This is a genomic window from Chitinophaga nivalis (assembly GCF_025989125.1).
Taxonomy (GTDB): domain Bacteria; phylum Bacteroidota; class Bacteroidia; order Chitinophagales; family Chitinophagaceae; genus Chitinophaga; species Chitinophaga nivalis.
In genome coordinates, this window is record NZ_JAPDNR010000001.1 from 8,071,907 (window position 1) to 8,089,577 (window position 17,671).

The window sequence follows — 17,671 nt, forward strand, 5'->3', positions numbered from 1 at the left end:
AAACAGCTATGTCTTTTTGTAAAAACAGCCGCCTGAAAATCAAGTGGGCCCTCCAACAATTTGATCAGTTTATAGACCGGTATGCAGAAGAATCCCTGCGTATTACCCGCCTGATTAAATCAGCCCTGGAAAGTCCGATGGTCAACATCCTGGAAACGATCATACCCGGAGATGCCGATACGATCTTCAAACATAAAGTATTGCAGGCCCTCGAAACCGGTATTGATACATTGAGTATTGTTAATACCTGCAGACAACAACCCAGCCTGGAAGAAAAGCTGATATGCTTCACCCGGGAACTCCGGAATGTACCGGCTCCTATGCAGGAAGCCGTACTCCAGAAACTGCAAAGCACCATCCTCCGGGAGTTGGATGGCAACACGAAAAAACAACACTTATACGACCTGTTCAGCCAGGCCAAATTCAGCAGCAAAAAATAAATACAATGCAGCGTACTGCGCTATCTGCAGCAGATTAATCAACATAAATATTTAAACAGTTTTTTAAAATGGGATTACCAAAAGTAGCAATTACATTAGGAAACGGCAACCTGGGAAGAAGTGTTGCAACCGCAGATGGTGTAGCGGGTTTATTATTGACAGGCATCGCTACGGATGCACTGCCACTGTTCGCACCCAAAGTTATTTTCAGTCTGGAAGAAGCCGTTGCACTGGGTATCACCGCAACGACCACCAATGTTGCAGCTTATCGCCACATCAAAGAATTTTATGACCTGGCAGGTAATGGTGCAGAGCTGCACCTCATGCTGGTAAATGACTCCTTTACCCTGACACAGATGGCCGATGTGACCAATGAAGACGGTGCTAAAAAATTGCTGGATGCCGCACAGGGCCGGGTGAGATTACTGGGTTTAACCCGTCAGTCACCCACCACAGATAGTCAGGACGGTATCGACAAAGACAGTCTGGCCGCCGTTCTCAAGGCACAGCAACTGGCACTGGCATACGCCGCACAGTACAAACCGGTACGCATTCTCGTGGAAGGCAAATCCGTGCTCACAGAAAGTATCGCCACCGTGAAAGATCTGCGCACCCTGAATGCCAACCATGTGGGTGTAGTGATCGGCAGCACCACCAACGATGGCAGTGCCGCTGTAGGACTGGTATTAGGCCGCGCTGCAGCTATTCCGGTACAAAGAAATCTGGGTCGCGTAAAAGATGGCGCGCTGCCGGTTTTGCAAGCCTACATCAACACCCGCAAAGCAGAAGAAATCACATCAGGAGATCTGCTGCATGACAAAGGGTATATTTTCTTCCGTTCCTTCGCAGGCCGCTCCGGTTATTTCCTGAACGATGATCCTATGTGCGCTCCGGTTACAGACGACTACAGCCAGCTGTCGCTCGGCCGTGTGATCGACAAAGCCACTATCATCTGCTACCAGACTTACCTGGAAGAACTGAATGACGAAATCAGTGTAGATGAAAACGGCAACCTCAGCATCCCTGTTATCAAATACCTGCAGAACAAAATTGAAACGGCCGTAAACCTCGGCATGGCCGATGAAATCAGTGCTTTCCACGCATTCATTGATGCAGCACAGAACGTCATCAGCACAGGTAAACTCACGGTGAAAGCATCTATTGTACCGATGGGCTACACCAAAAAAATCGACGTATTACTGGGATTCACCAATCCTGCCTTACAACAGTAATCTTCTCTCTTCTTTTAATTTTTAAACACACTACAATATGATTTTTGATAACAAAGAATGCACCTGGGCCAATATGAAAGTGGTAGTACTGGGTAAGGAATTAATAGGTATCCGGGGTATCAAATACAAACTGTCGCAGGAAAAGGAACACCTGCATGGTGCTGGAGATGAGCCTATTGGCATTCAGCGCGGCAAACGTACCTACGAAGGAGAAATCAAACTGCTGAAATTCGAATACGATATACTGGCAGAAGCTGTCAGAAGCGCTGGTGGCCGAGATCTGCTGGATCTTACAGCCGATATCGTGGTGACCTATGTAAAGGACCAGAAGACGCCTCCCCGCACAGATATCATCAAAAGTTTCCAGTTCAAGGAATTTGAAAAAGGTTGGGAACAGGGCGCCAAATTCATGGAAATCACCCTGCCAATCGTATTCATGGGCTTAACACAAAACGCCTAATTACATCCGCCTTTTATCATATCATCATTATTCATCTCCAATTACAATAATACATTATGACAGTAGACAAACCAGTAGCCATTTCACAGGAACACATCGACAGCTGGAAACAGAAATACAAAGATGTTTTTAAACTCACAGCTGCAGATGGCAAAACAGGCTATTGCAGAAAACCAAACCGGGACGAAGTAAGCTATGCCATGACGCTGATTACCGGCGACCCGCTGGCTTACCACGAAACCATTCTGAAAGCAACCTGGCTGGGGGGCGACGAAGATATACTGCAGGATAAATCCTACCTGTATGGCTTAGGCGCACAGCTGGACAAACTGCTCGAAGCCAAAAAGGTAGACGTGGAAAAGCTTTAAGCGAGGCGTCCGGCGAATTTGAAAGAAATCCCTATGGATACATTCAAACGCTGTTCGAATACTATCTGCCCCAGGTTGACACCTCGCAGCTGACAGATGCTCAGTGGGCAGAGAAATTTGCACAACTGCACGATATCCGGCAAAGAGAGTTAAGAGGGTTGCCAATACTTTCAAGATAATCATCGTGCGCTAAAAGCATATAACATGACAGATATTACTACGAGCGATGGATTCAATCAGTTAAGCAGCGCAGCAACTACTGCTATGTCCCGGGTATCCGGCTGGCAACGTGCAATGATTAACAACAATACCACACTCAATACCTCTTTCATCAGGATGCAGACTATTATGCTCCAGCTCCCGGAGAACCCGCCAAGGCCTCCGGAGCCGGCAGCAGATACTGCCCCTCCAAAGAAAAAGGAATACCTCCCTCTCCCGGCCGACAGTATGATAAAAGGCGGAGCAAGCCTGATAAAAATGGCGATGGATCTGCAGCAGACACAGGTAGCCTTTGAAAGGTTTACCGGCAGTGCCACCAGTGCGAAAGCACTGGTAGGCAGTCTGCAGCAAATGGGAACTACCACGCCTTTCAAATCCAGTGACCTGATTAAAAATGGACAGCTCCTCCTTGAAAATGGTATGGCCACACAAAAACTGCTACCAACCCTGCAACTGCTGGGTGGCGTAAGTGGCGGCAATGCGGAGAAAATGAATACCATGTCGAAAGCATTCGGTGAGGTGGTAAGTGCAGGAAGTCTGACCCAATCCACACTGGGTAAAATGACAGACGCCGGATTTAATCCGCTGAAAGAGATTGCACGGACAACCGGCTTAAGCATGAAACAGCTGGAAGCAGATATGGCTGCCGGAAAAATCACGGCAGATCACCTGACCAATGCCATGATCTCCGCTACAGGCCCCAAAGGCGCCTTCTTTGGAACGATGCAGGCACAAAGTGAAACAGCCGGCGCCCGATGGCAGCAATTCGGAGAAACACTGCAAAATACTGCCACGTCCATAGGCACTGCCTTATTACCGGTAGCAACGGACTTCATCAACAATGCATTGATTCCAATGGCACAATGGCTGGAAGTAGCTGCCACCTGGCTCGGAGAGCACTCCGGTGTGATCAGCATACTGGCAGGCACCATCGGCGGAACACTGCTAGCCTATAAAATGTGGACGATTGCTCAAAGCACCATCAACCTCGTCATGGGCCTGAACCCCGCATGGCTGGTAGTTGCCGCTATCGCCGCCCTGGTCACCATGGTGATTTATGCCTGGAATCACTTTGCAAAATTCCGTGCTGCCATTATGGGTACCTGGGAATGGCTGCAGAACATGTACAAGGTCATCAAGGACTACGTGATAGACAGTGTCAAAGAAATGCTGACAGGTTTCAGTGGTCTCGCAAAAGCATTTGGATATCTCTTTAAAGGAGAGTGGAGTAAAGCTTTTGAAGCCGGCCAAAATGCAGTCAACCTGCTGTTCAGCGACCGATTGGACAAGCGCGCGCAGGAAGGCGCAAAAGGCGCCGCCGACGCTTTCCATAAAGAGTATGAATCCGTACTCAATGCCAAATCACAGCCGAAACTTAAAATTCCGGGACCACCCAAACCACCGGTTACCATACCACCTATTACAGGTACAGGTTATGCCGGATTGGGTAATACAAAAAATAACGCCCCGGAAGGCGCCAAACAACAGGTAGCAGGCATCACCGGTGGTGGTGGCCGCGATATCATCATCAACCTGCAGAAATTGTTTGATACCATCAACATCACCTCCAACAACGTGCAGCAAGGCGTGCAGGATATGGAACAAATGGTCACCGAAGCATTACTCAGAGTTTTAAACAGTGCGAATGCACTAGGATAATTTTTATGAAAACGACTTATGATATAAGAAGCCTCTTCAAAGCATCCTGGGGTTATACACCGCCGGTACTGGATATTATAAAACAACCGGAAGAAAGTAATAATGACGGCCCCTACTTTGATAAAGGTGCATTCGGAAAATCGTATTTCATGCCGGTAACCCTGATTATTCCTGCATCCGAAACACAACCTGCCCGTAGTATCAGCCTGCCCAATCCGGTTATCCGTATCAGCAGCCGCAAAACCATTGTGGAAACAGCGATGGTAAACCGCACCGGCACTATAAAAGAGCTGATCAACACGGAAGATTTCAAGATCAGTATCAAGGGGGTGATCATCAACGACAGCAATCATTTTCCGGAAGATGAAATCAAACAACTACACGCATTGTATAGCGTAGACGAAGCAATCACGATCAACAGTGTACTGACCAACTTTTTTTTAAAAAGTGAAGAACAGAAAGTAGTGATCACAGATATTAACTGGCCGGAAGTAACAGGCATACAAAATGTCAAGCCTTATGAGCTCAACCTCATCAGCGACCATGCTTTCGATCTAAACCGATTTTAAATGTTTAAGCTTACTTGTCAGATTATCATTGGTAGCTACAGCTTTACACAGGTGAATGAAGTAAAGATCAAAAGAAGCATTCATTCGTTTGTAGACACCGCCAGTATTAAAATACCTGCTACCGCCAGATTACATACCAGCGGCGACCTGAAAACCGTTTCGGTAAATAATGCAGCCGCTTCGTTCATGAATGAAGGCGATCCCGTGGAAATATGGCTTGGCTACAACCAGGAACTACAGCTGGAATTCAGCGGTTTTGTGAAAAGAGTCAATGCCGCCACGCCCTGCGAAATTGAATGTGAAGGCTACAGCTGGCCGCTCAGGAGAAAAATAATCCTGCAGAATTTTAAAGGGAAAACCCTGCAAGCCATGTTGGAACACGCGACGGCAGATACCGGCATCCGGTTGAGTGAGAATATCCCAAACATCAAACTGAATCAGTGTTTGTTCGAAAATCAAAATGGGACGGAAGTACTCGACTGGATAAAGAAAAACCTGTTTCTCACAGTTTATTTTTCCGGAAATGTATTGTATGCCGGCCTCGCCTACGTGGAATTACCGCAGATTGCCCAGGCGCCGAAAGAAGGACGAAAGCCCATCGACGGGAAACTACCGGCACTGACATTTGAACGGGAAAAACAACCTGTCCGGTACGACATGGGCTGGAACGTCATCAAAGACGATCAGCTCAAATTCAGGAAAGCCGCAGATGTAAAGTTGCAAATAAGAGCAGTGACATTTGATAAAAACAACACACCGGTTACCGCTTCTTTTGGCGACAGCAAAGACCCTATCAGAACCATCTTCGTTCCGTATGTCAGTGCCGCCACTACCCTTCGGGAACTGGCAGCAGGCAAACTAAACGAACTGAAATACGATGGCTATGAAGGAAAAATCACCACTTTCCTGCAACCCTTTTCTCAACCCGGCACCGAAGCAAAAATCACTGACCGACAATACAAAGAGCGGGAAGGTACTTATCTGCTGGAAAGCACAGAAGTCACTTTTGGTACAGGTGGTGCCAGAAGGATTTGCGAAGTAGGTGTTAAAATAAGTAAAAAAGATGAGCAGACAACAGGCACAGTTGCTGGCGGGACTGCAGAAAATCAATAGTACACCAGCCACCATTATTCCGGCTATGGTTACCCGTGCAGATGAAGCCAATGGTATCATTGATGTAAAAACCGCGCAGGGACTCGACATCTACGATGTACGCCTCTCAGCTGTCACCGACTATGAAGAAGGTCTTCTCCTTGTACCACCGGAAAAAAGCAGCGTACTGATTGCCCGTATCAATGACACGGATAATTATTTACTGATCAGCACTGCTGCCATCACAAAAATAAAATGCCGCATCAGTGATAAACAACTGGAGCTGGACAAAGATGGCCTGGCCCTCAGTGCCGGCGGAGAATCCCTGAAGAAATGCCTGGACGATCTGCTGGATGAAATTGTCACCATCTATGCGCCTATGAACAAAGCTGCATTTGTGGCCATCAAACAACGATTGGCAACACTCTTAAAATAACTGTATGGCCCTGGATAAAAATAGTTTGAAACAGCAGATCAAAAATGCATTTAAAGATATGAAAGCGGCTGATGTAGACGAAGAACAAGGCCTCGACATATTCTGTACCAAACTGGCAGAAGCTGTGGATACTTACGTAAAAACAGCCACCATTAACTACACCACCGGTTTACTGGCGCCTAACGGCGCCGTAACCGGCGTGTTTAACGGGAATCTATCATGAAAGATATTTTATTAAACAAAGAAACCGACCTGGATATAGCCGCCGGTGATCTGGTAACCGGCAGCAGTGAACTACAACAACAGGAACTGTTGCTGATCAATAACAAAGGCACCATCAAAGAATTTCCGGCTACGGGTATTGATGCCTACGGATATCTCCAGGATAACAACACCACGGAACTGTTATATGAAATCAGAAGACAGTTCCTGGCAGACGGCATGGAGGTCGTAAAAATTGATATTACCGGCAATGGTCAGTTAAACATAGATGCAAATTATGGAAACAGTTAAGGTAAAGCCCCATCAATGCCTCGGTGATCTGGCCCTGCAAGGAAAAGGAAGTATGCAGGCACTGTTTGATTTTGCAGTCGTCAACAACTGCAGCATCACAGATGATCTCGTAGCCGGAAATACCCTGCTGGTACCGGATATAGCCGTCATCGACAAACGGATATTCCAGCAACTACGGGATGCCGCTGTGATTCCTGCCAACGGTTTCACGGCTGCAGATGAAGCGGCCATGAAAGGAGGCATTGGCTACATGGGCATACAGATAGATTGTCGCGTGAGCTGACAACATACATCACAGGTTTGTAAAAGCATAACGAGTATTATGGCAAGAACAATAAATGAAATACAGGAAGACATTATCCGGCAGGTGAAAGCTTCCCACACACTGGCGCCGCTCAACAGCACCAGCAAAACAGCGGTGTGGCGTATGTGGACCTACATCGTTGCGGTAAGTACCTGGGCGCTGGAAAATCTTTTTGATCAGCACAAAGTAGAAATCAATACCCTGATCAACGAAAAAGCACCGCACAGTTTACGCTGGTATGCCAATAAAGCAAAGGAATTTCAGTATGGTTCCGAACTGCTGAAAGATGAAGACTACTACGATAATACCGGCCTTACTACCGAACAGGTACAGGAACGAAAAATCATCGCCTACAGCGCCGTAACGGAACAAAGTAAAGGCTTGCGGCTGAAAGTAGCCAGGGTGGTCAACGGCGACCTTAATGCCCTGTTACCCGTACAGCTGGCAGCTTTCCGCGAATACATGTCCAGGATCAAAGACGCCGGTGTGAATCCTTTGCACATAGAAAGCAAGGAACCCGACAGCCTGAAATTAACCCTGCATGTTTATTTCAATCCGCTGGTGCTGAATGCCAACGGTTACCGGCTGGATGGCACCTCCAGAGAACAACCGGTACGCACACAGGTAAAGGAATACCTGAAAAACCAACCCTTCAATGGTACGTTGGTACTGGCCTATCTGATAGATGCCCTGCAACAGGTAGACGGTGTGGTGATTCCGCATATCACACAGGCACAGGCACGCTACGGTGATTTACCCTATACACCTTTTGATGTGAAGTATAATCCCGATGCAGGTTACCTGAGAATCATCGATGAAGACGATCTGCAGATCTTTTACCTACCGCAAAGTGTAATAAAATGAGTAAAATATTTGAGATCAATTATCCGAAACTCGTGCGGTTATTATTACCGCCCCGCCTGCGGCAACCCAGGCAGGTAGCCTGGCTGCAGGCGCTGACGACGCCCGTTTCCTATCTCTTCCAGCAATTCAGGCGTAACCGCAATGCCAACATCTACCGGTTGAAAATTACGCCCCAGGTAGTATACCTGGAGAAATTACTGAACGAACGTTACGACATCAGCAACCGGCGGATACGGATCACCGACGCTTTCAGCTACGAACCCTGGTATATCTACCAGATAGCGGAAGACAAACCTCAATTCCTTTATCAGCCAGGTGAACATAAGCCGGTTCATCTTTTTACCAAAGACGAAATAGGCCAACAAACGGTTGACTTCTATGTAACCGTACCCCAACACCTGGAATTTAATGAAAACGAAATGCGGGCATTGCTGGACAACTACAAACTCGCCGGCAAAACCTATAAAATTCAAACAGTATGAGTCATCGCAGAATAGATTTTTCAAACCTGGGCGGATTTCCCGTCACACAATATACCCTCGACTACCTGCAACAAAACAGCCAGGATACCATTCACTCCCTGACTGCCATGGCTGGCAATGGTGTGATTATATCCGGCCTTACAGAAAGCGCCGGTATCATCAGCAATGGTTGGATTATCTGGGAGAATGAACTGCTGCCATTCATCGGCGGACCTGTTGGCATGAGTACTTTTATTGTGGAAGAAAAAAAAGAAAACGCTTTGTTCGGCGATGATACCACGAGAGAAGTATATATCACCAGGCAGGCACGATTTGCTGCCGGCGGATTCAACTTCGCTGATCTTGTCAGAATAAACAGTCTGCGGGAATTTGACCAGCAATTGAAACTCCTGAAAGCCACCTTATCAAAGGAGATCAACGCGATCTGGAAAAAAGGTGATGTGATAGAACTGGATGTATCTCCTGCTTACCTCGCTGCTAATTTCGACGGCACCGGACTTGGCCGGGGAGAACGTACCGGATGGGCTATCTGTAATGGTAACAACGGTACCCGCAACCGCGGTGGAAAATTCCCGGTAGGCTATACGCCCTTTAACAGTGACTATGCATTCCCAGGACTTACCGGCGGCCAGGATAATGTTTACCTGTCGGTAGATCACCTGCCACCACACGATCACGCCATGCCTTCCGAACTGAAAAAAGGAAATGGTCTGGGCGTCAGAGGAGGTAACGCTGTTTCCCGCGGCAGCAACGAACCATCGCTGGACCGCAGCGGTCAGACAGGCCGTGGATTACCATTCGACAACCGCCCGTCCTACATCGTTACTATCTGGATCATGAAACTCTAAACGCATTCAACACATGGCAATACAACAAAAAAATCTCCTGAAAAACTGGTTTAAAACCGGTGATTACCCCACCCAGGAACAGTTCTGGGATTGGATGGACAGCTACCTGCACAAAACAGAAGACAAAGTAGCCATCGATAATGTACAGGGCCTGCGGGATACCCTCAACCAAAAAGCAGATTACGCCACCTATACCACCCTGTTTGAGATGTTCACAGGGCTGGTGAAAAATGCGCTCCGCAACGACACCGTATTTGATGGGGAAGTAGCTGGTTACTACAATACCCTGCATGTAAAAAATGAAGCCGTAACCGGTAAACTGCTGGAAGGCCTCAACATTCCTGCTACTGCAGAAAATATCAATGCAGCAGATACCATCCTGCAGGCATTGGCGAAGCTGCAAAAACAACTATACAATGCCGTTACTTTTAACAACAACGGCGACCTGGATATGGCCGGGGCACATATCCTGAATCTGCCGGATGCACAGGACCGTAAAGAACCGCTAACGAAAGGGCAGTTCGATGACCTGTTCAGCGCTGTAGGGCATAACCGGGGCGGTATTGATTGTGCCGCAAACCCCAACTATCCGGCTTCCAATCTGGGCGACCGCTGGGAAGTAACGCTGGCGGGTAAGATCGGCGGCGTCAATGGTATAGAAGTAGATCCTTTCGATGAAATTATTTGCCGTAACACCAGTACCGGTGGCGACCAATCAGTCGCAGGAAACGATTTCTATATCGTACAGGGCAACATTGGCCGGGCAACCGAAACAACGGCCGGTTATGTCAGGATCGCCACCTATCAGGAAGTGGCAGATGGCACCGATGACAACCAGGCCGTTACACCCGCCAAACTAACAACAGCACTGCAGCACAAAGCCGACAAAGGTACCACACTGGCAGCCTACGGTATTACGGATGCAATTTCACAATCCCAGCTGGGTACTCCCAATGGCGTAGCCTCACTGGGACCAGATGGCCGGATTCCGGATTCGCAGCTACCAAGGGAAACCCTGAGAACTGTTACTGCCAGGGATGCTAATACTACCGGACCTATCAACGTAAACGGCGGACTAACGGTATCCCGCAGTATTGTATGTGAATCTACCATACAAAATACCTGCTTAAGATTGTTGCCTACAAGAGCCGCAGAACCTAACTTCTCCTGCGTATTTGATTTCTACGATAAAAATGATGTCACCAATTCCGGATATGGTTTATTTGGCAATACCGCTGCCGCCGGACGCTGGACATATGTTACCGGTATTCTGATGGGGTCCAGTAAAAATGGTAGCGGTACAACGAAGGATATCCTGATTTCTGCGCATGATTATTTAACCGATGAGAATGTAGCCATTTTCGTACAAGCTAATACCAACCGGGTGGGCATTGGTACCAATACGCCTACCGTGCAACTGGATGTTGCCGGCGATGCCAAAATAGCCGGCACGCTGCAATTGGGTGGATCTACCATCTTCGCAGGTGTAGGTAGTCCAGAAGGCAGGGTGACAGCGCCGGTGGGCAGCCTCTATACCCGTAATGACGGAGGCCCCGGCACTACTTTATATGTGAAGGAATCCGGCTTTGACAACACCGGATGGACCGCTAAATAAAAATAGCTGTTACCATTTTCCCCTCATCTTCCTGTAATAAAAAAATACAGGAAGATGAGGGAAAATATATATCTAACGGAAAAGGTAGTACGTAGTTATTTATATTCCCCAGAAATTTTCGCCGGGCACAATACCACTCTCCTGTCTGGCACTTCGCAGGATTGTTTCTTTATGCTGCGTAATGGCCTGTACAGCTGCTACCCACTCTTCATGGGAGATCGCCGGAATATCTGTACTGTACATCTCAAACCAGGAGTTGATCGCATCGGTGAATTTCCCCACCCACACCTGCGGATGCAGGTATAAACAATGGCGCAATACAATCCGGTAATTCAATAAACTATGATCAGATAACCAGCTGGGAAATAAAGAACTCCGGCTGAAAGCCACATCAAACTGGGTACCGATGGATTCATACCCGGAAATCTTAAACGGATAATCCGGTACAATGTCCCAGTAATTCACCACCCGTATAATCCTGGCCGTAGCTCCGGCAGCCTGACAGGCTGCTGCCCAGTTACTATCCCCCACCCGGGCACTGGCAAAATTGATGGTTTTAACCGGCAACGCCGGCCGGCTGACACGTGCATCCAGCGTAAACAACTGGGATAAAGCGCCACCAAGACTATGTCCGGTAATATACACCTCGCCCGGATCTTCCGGTAATAAACTGAATACCTGCTGCTGCATAGAGTGCTGCATCGTACCACCTATTCCTGAATAAATACCATAGAAACCACTGCTAACATTCGGTACCGGCGAAACGCTGTTGTGATAAGGCTGAAACGGCACAAAACTCCAGAACAGATCATCAAACAAATCGGAATACGATTTGGTACCGCGGAAAGCGACAATGTATCGCTTCAACAATGGGTTGGGACCATGGTACTTGAAGATCAGCCCAAAACGTTCTTCCTGTCCCCACTCCCCAAACCATTCGTTCCAGCCCGTAAAGCGGGCATAGATCTTATAATCAGGTGGAGGAATAACGGTCTTACCTTCAAAATCGTCATAAGCGGCTACAGAAGCGGTAGCCAATGCCAATGTTAATGGAGGATAGAGGGAAATGGCCTCCTGTGTTGTCGGATTCATGCTCTTTATTTAAGGTTATTAATGAATCGATATGAATGAGGGTGCAATATTTTTAACGGGGAGGAGATGGTGCTGTATCCAACGATCAGTTGTTGTGTTAATCTGTTAACAGGCGGGGGAATAAATCCTGATTCTAATATAGAGAAAAAATGCAAGAATATTTTCGCCGGAGCGGGATTTAAAAGTAGCAACCTGCTGGTAGCAAGAAAAATAAGGACATAAAAAAAGAGAAGATCTGTGCAGATCTTCTCTTTTTTTTGTTGCCCAACCTGGATTCGAACCTTCTTCTAACGGGTTTACGAAGATTAGTAACCGTAAGTATATACCACTTAACAACTTAGGTGAAAAGCAAAAATTATAATCCAATGTCGAGACACAAGCAGTACGATCCATACATTGTTGATCAAACTGACCTTATAACCGAAGAGTTTCCAATATCTCGTCCATACGCTTAAGGGTATGCGCGGGGTTGGCCTCCCTAAGTTTAAGCCTTTCAAATACCATTTCCCTATCAACGCGTTCTTTCAGCAAATCCTTATTACCCTCACTAATACTGCCGGTACGCTCCTGTAGCATTTCCAATACTTCAAACAAAGAGTCCACTTTCGTAATAACCACCGCATCATATACTTCCTGCACACCCAGTATTTCGGCCGTATAAGCCATCCTTGCAATTACCGGTGTATAATATTTTATGTTGCCCGAAAACCTATTTTGTCTGATAATTTTATCTAATACCTCTTTGAAAAACAAAATATCCTCGTCAACAGAGGTCTCTCCAATGCCTCGCTCAAAATAGGGAATGGTAGCAGCATACAGGAAAGACTCTCTAGCCGCCGCTGAGCCAAAGTTCTCTGTCTGCACATTCCATCCTTCAAAATTGGTACAATACTCATCTAGTAACGACTGATACTGTTTTCGCGGATCCGACAATAGTACAATTACATTTGCAGTTATATTGAGATTTTCTGTTGCCCTTTCGTCAAATACGCCAAGCCAAATGTACTTATCGGCTTTAAGGTGCTGCTTTAGAATCTCCAACAGTCGCTTCTTATTTTCATCTGTATCATTTATACCATCCAGCAACCCTGTAATAAATTTTACCCTGTAAAAACTAAATTTCTTTTCTAACAGCTCAATTTGGTCTGTCACTGGGATACTAGCAATCAGAGGCTTGAGCAATGTCCTAAAAAATTCAAGTTCTATATTGCAATGAGCCGCATATGCGGGATGCCCGTTGGACTCGGGCCGCTGTTCAAATAACCAATCAGCAATATAAATCGGCGAGGCTACTTCTTTAATCAATGTAACTATTTCCCTACCCAATACAGGCTTATATACCTTCCATTCTTGCAATGCCAACCTCCTACTTTGCATAAGCTCGTTTTTTTCCTTGAAAATTTCGGAAGCAGACCCGGAGCTGTCTTGCTCATACTGGGTTAACATCTGCCACGAATATCTCAATAGATGAAAAAATTTATCAAGCAGCAAAAGGGCAAGCTCCGATGGCGGGGTCTTAAGATCTTTTTTTCCACTAATCAAAGCGGAAAGTATATCCCTTATCTTTTCGTCGGTTTTGATAGCATTCAAAGCGGCTGCCTGCAGTATTGGGTGGCGAAGGTTATCCCAATACTGGATCCACATCGCAACATTTCTTTCTCGCAGCACGTATCCTTTCAAGGAGAACTCTTCTGAAAATGTCAGATGCTGACTAATCACCTGCATACGTTTGAGCAACGCCCATTCCATTGGTTCCGTTACACTAGTTTCCGGCCGGCAGTATTGCTCAAAAATATAGTCTTCATGTTGCAAATGTACCATCATTTTTTCGGGCCTTTCCTCTCCTCTCGTCCAAGCCAACCAGTCACTCTCTAGCCATTTATTTGGCAGAAGAGTAATAAAGAACCTTATGAAATTATAGAGTAACTCGGTGTTTTTAATAATTGTAAGTACTTGCTTGCAATCAAGTGGTCTACTTATTTCCGCTATGGCATTGGCCCATTGCTCTTCCAACCAGGCCTGCATCCATTTGTCTGCTTCTGAAATGTAAAACCTATCATAATCCATTTTCAGGGCCACTTTAAACAGCCGTGCCCAAACTTCATTTAATATTGCAGAGGCAGATTTATCTTCAAAAATGCCAACATATACGGAGTCAAGCGAAATGATCCGATCCAATTCTGCTCCTACCGCAGGATCTAGATCAAAGTAATCGGTTGTCAGACTTTGATCAACTGTCCTATTATCCAATGAGGCCAGTGCAATCTGAGCAAACTTTATCATTGATGGCTTAAGTATTGCAGGCAACCCGGCACCGTTCAAAAAAGTTATAAAACGATCCTGACGCTCCCGCACCAGCAAGGTATCAATATGTATGGTTAGATATTCACTCTTTGTTATCATTACAAGTATAGGTTTTTTACTGCTATCTCGCAATTGCTTGCTTGTAACCAGTAAATATCAAATAATTGTCGCATAAAAGACTGCGTTGCATGGTCTTTGACAGAATAAATACCTGTTGAACCTTGGACGGAAATATGATGACCAATAGGAGCCTCTACTAAATAAAAATTGGTTTTATCAATTATTAGCATTCGATCATGGAACCACCAATTTTCCATAGTTGTATTTGATTTATTAACTACGCGAAGACCAAAGCGAACTTGCCGACTGGCAGGAATCACTATCTGCATGGCATTTTCTACTGCCTGTAAATATGGATTTCCTCTTGTCATGCCCTTCTGTGTTAATAACTTAATGGTAACTTGCAGTTGTACAGAGGTAAAGATTATTGCATCGCCTGGAGTTCCTGACGGCACGTTAAAATAAGGATTCCAAATTTCAATGAAGGATTTTGCACCTGCAATAAGTTGTTGATATAGCAAAGGTGGATCGACAGGAAATGACTCCTTATGGTAGAACCAATAAACAGGCTGACCATCATCATGCATTCGTGTCGTATTATTAGGGTTAGTCGGAAATATTGGCCGGCTCATAATTCCTTGCTATTAATATACTCCATTAAAGTCACGCTTTCCTTCCAAAACCACTTTTCTACCTGATCTACAACCTGCAGATCACTCGAATTTGGAATTTTCCCAATACAGCCGGCTCGTTTGCCGATTTCAGCGAAAGAGGTTCCCAGAAAATAAGCATTGGTATCGGTAATAATAAAACGATCATGTAGGGTAGATCCCATAAGCATTTTACATTCTATTTTTTGATAAGGCTTTTTGTTATACTCCTCTATGGCGTCATATAATTTCTGAGCTTCCTCCTTATTAACAAAGTCTTTGCCTTTACAATTAAGGATCCGCAAGGTGACCGATATATTTTTTATTTGATAGGCGTATTCAATCAAATCATTTACCATGAAATAGGGATCCACCAAGTAGCAACTATCCTTTGCTTGGTTGATAATTTCCTTAACGATCTTTCGTGCTTTCGTCTTGGTTTCAACTTTATCTACCTCAGTTTGGCCAGCAGCAAAAAAATGAAATTCATTCCTTCTCTGATGCCTCTGAAACTGCCTGCTTTTTTCTCCTGTTTTAAAATAGTAAGTTTCGTTCAGTTGCTCAGCATCTCCCACCTTCACGGTTTGTTCAGTTGAATATTTTTGAATGATAACCGGGTTTTCTCCCTCTCTGTTGATTTTAAGTTTAGAGTGCCCAATCGATACGCCGAAGTTGATACGATGTATGAAAGCCGCCTTTGGCAGCATAGCAATCAAATGTTTACTTTTATTATAGACCCTTGTTTCGATCATTCCCGGTTTATGCGGCAAATTCAAAAAGCCAATTTTCTCGTTGATATCGAAGGTCCCATCAAAAGCAATTTCATCGCCATGCCAATCAGTAATATGGATAGAGAGCAGCTCGTTCTTGATTCCTTGCCGCAGCAATAAATTGTAGATGATACCTTCCGGGTTAGATTGATGTGTAAAATTCAGTTTTCTAAAGTAGGGATTAGGCAACGATAGATACATATTGCCTATATGCTCAGGAAAGGTAAAGAGATCAAAACCCAGCCACTCAGAGGTAAGTTTACTAATTATTTCCTTTTCCTTGCCGGTTGTTTGTTGAAACTTCTGCTGCACCACCCTATCTGTATCAATTTGCGTCCATACTAAAAGGCCAGAATCTCTTTTGGGCAAGATTGCGCCGACCCCCTCGGTAGTATAAATATTGGAGGGCAAAACTAAAGGGGAGGCTCCCGCAGGCTCCATCGAGAACTTCCCGTTTATAAAATGATCGGTAATATCTACCGCTTTACCTTGCTGTAAAGGGTTCTTAAAATACTCGATGGCTTTACCAACATCAGCCATTTCTTCCACCACCAGGTTAAGCTTGTAGATATCCCATTTCCCTTCCAATTTCGGTCTAATAGTTCTATATTTATACCAAGTCTGGTCTGGAATTTTATAAGGTAGAAATTCCTCCGGCAAAAGTTCAATTACAGAAAAGACATGGTACCACTTCTTTGTCACTACATCTTCTGCAACGATCGCTGTTCTCATTGCCTTTGTGTAAAACGGCATTATTTCTTCGAGCAAATCCATAAATAAGAAGCCTGTTAGATATAAATAAAAATAACCCCATATTTCCTTTTTCTGAAATGAATTTTCCAGGATCTACATACTTTGTTTGGGACCATTCAACTTCCCTTTCAGAACCCATTGTGCCAGTTACAGTAAAATATGAAGCCGCCCTTGACTGGTTTGACAGCTACACATGATCTTCATATTCCTCAGAGTTATCGACAGGAAATACTGATCGGTATATATATTAATAACACGTTATTCACCTCTTAAATCTTGGGGAGTAACATAAAATTGTTAATGGTATACCTGATCAGGAAACTCGTTTTTCCTCAGTCCAGGAAAAAACATTGTGTAAATCTAAACTCCAAAATTTCAACCCCAATTTCGATAATTCAATGTGTGTTTGCGAAGATTAGACTAATCAAGTATAAGAAGAAAAACACAACCGATTTCGAGACTTTTAAGAACGTTCTTCAATGTTTGTACGACTTGGCTAAAATATCACAAGAATGCTTAGTAGGAAGCAAGGGTTCTAATATAGTTTACTCGAAGCTCCCTGGATTACAAATTTTCAAGAAACATGAGAAGTGAACAATATGTTATTTATCCGATAATCAGATATATTTTTTTGATTATTATAACAAGAATATTATTATAAAATAGTACCGTAAAAAATTAAAGGAGAGTATTGAATGCGTGTATGAGTATATGATAGTCAGTCGTCTAAAAAAGAAAAAACGTGATACAATTTAACTATAAAATTGTATCACGTTTTGTTGCCCAACCTGGATTCGAACCAAGACAAACAGAACCAAAATCTGTCGTACTACCTTTATACTATTGGGCACCGTTAAACGGGACGCAAATGTAATACTTTTTCCATAAAAAACAAGTGTGGGAGAAAAATATCAAAAAAAATAATCGCGTATACACGTACA

At 44.9% G+C, this 17,671-nt stretch carries 19 protein-coding genes and 1 tRNA gene; 15 read left to right on the plus strand and 5 right to left on the minus strand.

Annotation, left to right across the window (positions count from 1 at the left end):
* The first annotated feature begins 8 nt into the window (after positions 1 to 8).
* From OL444_RS29590 to OL444_RS29660, 15 genes are all read left to right on the plus strand, one after another.
* Entirely contained in the window at positions 9 to 440 is a 432-nt protein-coding gene (locus OL444_RS29590; protein WP_264727275.1) for a hypothetical protein, read from the plus strand.
* Between the two features lie 68 nt (positions 441 to 508).
* Positions 509 to 1,672, plus strand: coding sequence for a DUF2586 family protein (locus tag OL444_RS29595; protein WP_264727274.1), 1,164 nt, complete (start codon positions 509 to 511; stop codon positions 1,670 to 1,672).
* Positions 1,673 to 1,709: 37 nt separating this feature from the next.
* Positions 1,710 to 2,132, plus strand: a complete 423-nt coding sequence (locus OL444_RS29600; RefSeq protein ID WP_264727273.1) for a hypothetical protein — start codon at positions 1,710 to 1,712, stop codon at positions 2,130 to 2,132.
* 56 nt (positions 2,133 to 2,188) lie between these two features.
* On the plus strand, positions 2,189 to 2,500 hold the full coding sequence (locus OL444_RS29605; protein ID WP_264727271.1) for a hypothetical protein: 312 nt from the start codon (positions 2,189 to 2,191) through the stop codon (positions 2,498 to 2,500).
* 204 nt (positions 2,501 to 2,704) lie between these two features.
* The gene (locus OL444_RS29610) at positions 2,705 to 4,378 is read left to right on the plus strand and encodes a tape measure protein (RefSeq protein ID WP_264727269.1); all 1,674 of its coding nucleotides are present in this window, start codon (positions 2,705 to 2,707) and stop codon (positions 4,376 to 4,378) included.
* 5 nt (positions 4,379 to 4,383) lie between these two features.
* Entirely contained in the window at positions 4,384 to 4,947 is a 564-nt protein-coding gene (locus OL444_RS29615) for a DUF6046 domain-containing protein (RefSeq protein ID WP_264727268.1), read from the plus strand.
* Entirely contained in the window at positions 4,948 to 6,060 is a 1,113-nt protein-coding gene (locus OL444_RS29620; RefSeq protein WP_264727267.1) for a hypothetical protein, read from the plus strand. It abuts the gene before it with no gap.
* Positions 6,011 to 6,475 (plus strand): hypothetical protein, encoded by a 465-nt coding sequence (locus OL444_RS29625; protein WP_264727266.1) that lies wholly within the window; start codon positions 6,011 to 6,013, stop codon positions 6,473 to 6,475. Before OL444_RS29620 ends, OL444_RS29625 begins: the two co-directional genes overlap by 50 nt.
* Positions 6,476 to 6,479: 4 nt before the next feature.
* Positions 6,480 to 6,698, plus strand: coding sequence for a hypothetical protein (locus OL444_RS29630; protein ID WP_264727263.1), 219 nt, complete (start codon positions 6,480 to 6,482; stop codon positions 6,696 to 6,698).
* Entirely contained in the window at positions 6,695 to 6,988 is a 294-nt protein-coding gene (locus OL444_RS29635; protein WP_264727261.1) for a hypothetical protein, read from the plus strand. Before OL444_RS29630 ends, OL444_RS29635 begins: the two co-directional genes overlap by 4 nt.
* A complete protein-coding gene (locus OL444_RS29640) occupies positions 6,975 to 7,271 on the plus strand; it encodes a hypothetical protein (RefSeq protein ID WP_264727259.1) in 297 nt (98 codons plus the stop codon). Before OL444_RS29635 ends, OL444_RS29640 begins: the two co-directional genes overlap by 14 nt.
* Positions 7,272 to 7,310: 39 nt before the next feature.
* Positions 7,311 to 8,156, plus strand: a complete 846-nt coding sequence (locus OL444_RS29645) for a hypothetical protein (RefSeq protein WP_264727257.1) — start codon at positions 7,311 to 7,313, stop codon at positions 8,154 to 8,156.
* On the plus strand, positions 8,153 to 8,638 hold the full coding sequence (locus tag OL444_RS29650; protein ID WP_264727256.1) for a hypothetical protein: 486 nt from the start codon (positions 8,153 to 8,155) through the stop codon (positions 8,636 to 8,638). The genes OL444_RS29645 and OL444_RS29650 overlap by 4 nt, the downstream gene beginning before the upstream one ends.
* On the plus strand, positions 8,635 to 9,486 hold the full coding sequence (locus OL444_RS29655; RefSeq protein WP_264727253.1) for a hypothetical protein: 852 nt from the start codon (positions 8,635 to 8,637) through the stop codon (positions 9,484 to 9,486). The genes OL444_RS29650 and OL444_RS29655 overlap by 4 nt, the downstream gene beginning before the upstream one ends.
* Before the next feature lie 13 nt (positions 9,487 to 9,499).
* Entirely contained in the window at positions 9,500 to 11,101 is a 1,602-nt protein-coding gene (locus OL444_RS29660; RefSeq protein ID WP_264727251.1) for a hypothetical protein, read from the plus strand.
* A 99-nt stretch (positions 11,102 to 11,200) separates the two neighbouring features.
* Here OL444_RS29660 and OL444_RS29665 read toward each other — a convergent pair whose 3' ends face one another.
* The 5 genes from OL444_RS29665 to OL444_RS29685 form a co-directional block, all read right to left on the minus strand.
* The gene (locus tag OL444_RS29665; RefSeq protein WP_264727249.1) at positions 11,201 to 12,193 is read right to left on the minus strand and encodes a lipase family protein; all 993 of its coding nucleotides are present in this window, start codon (positions 12,191 to 12,193) and stop codon (positions 11,201 to 11,203) included.
* Between the two features lie 414 nt (positions 12,194 to 12,607).
* A complete protein-coding gene (locus OL444_RS29670) occupies positions 12,608 to 14,596 on the minus strand; it encodes a hypothetical protein (protein WP_264727247.1) in 1,989 nt (662 codons plus the stop codon).
* Positions 14,596 to 15,144, minus strand: a complete 549-nt coding sequence (locus OL444_RS29675) for a hypothetical protein (protein WP_264727246.1) — start codon at positions 15,142 to 15,144, stop codon at positions 14,596 to 14,598. Before OL444_RS29675 ends, OL444_RS29670 begins: the two co-directional genes overlap by 1 nt.
* A 41-nt stretch (positions 15,145 to 15,185) precedes the next feature.
* On the minus strand, positions 15,186 to 16,751 hold the full coding sequence (locus OL444_RS29680; RefSeq protein WP_264727244.1) for a VPA1262 family N-terminal domain-containing protein: 1,566 nt from the start codon (positions 16,749 to 16,751) through the stop codon (positions 15,186 to 15,188).
* Positions 16,752 to 17,509: 758 nt separating this feature from the next.
* Positions 17,510 to 17,580 (minus strand) — tRNA-Gln (locus OL444_RS29685).
* Positions 17,581 to 17,671 lie beyond the last annotated feature (91 nt).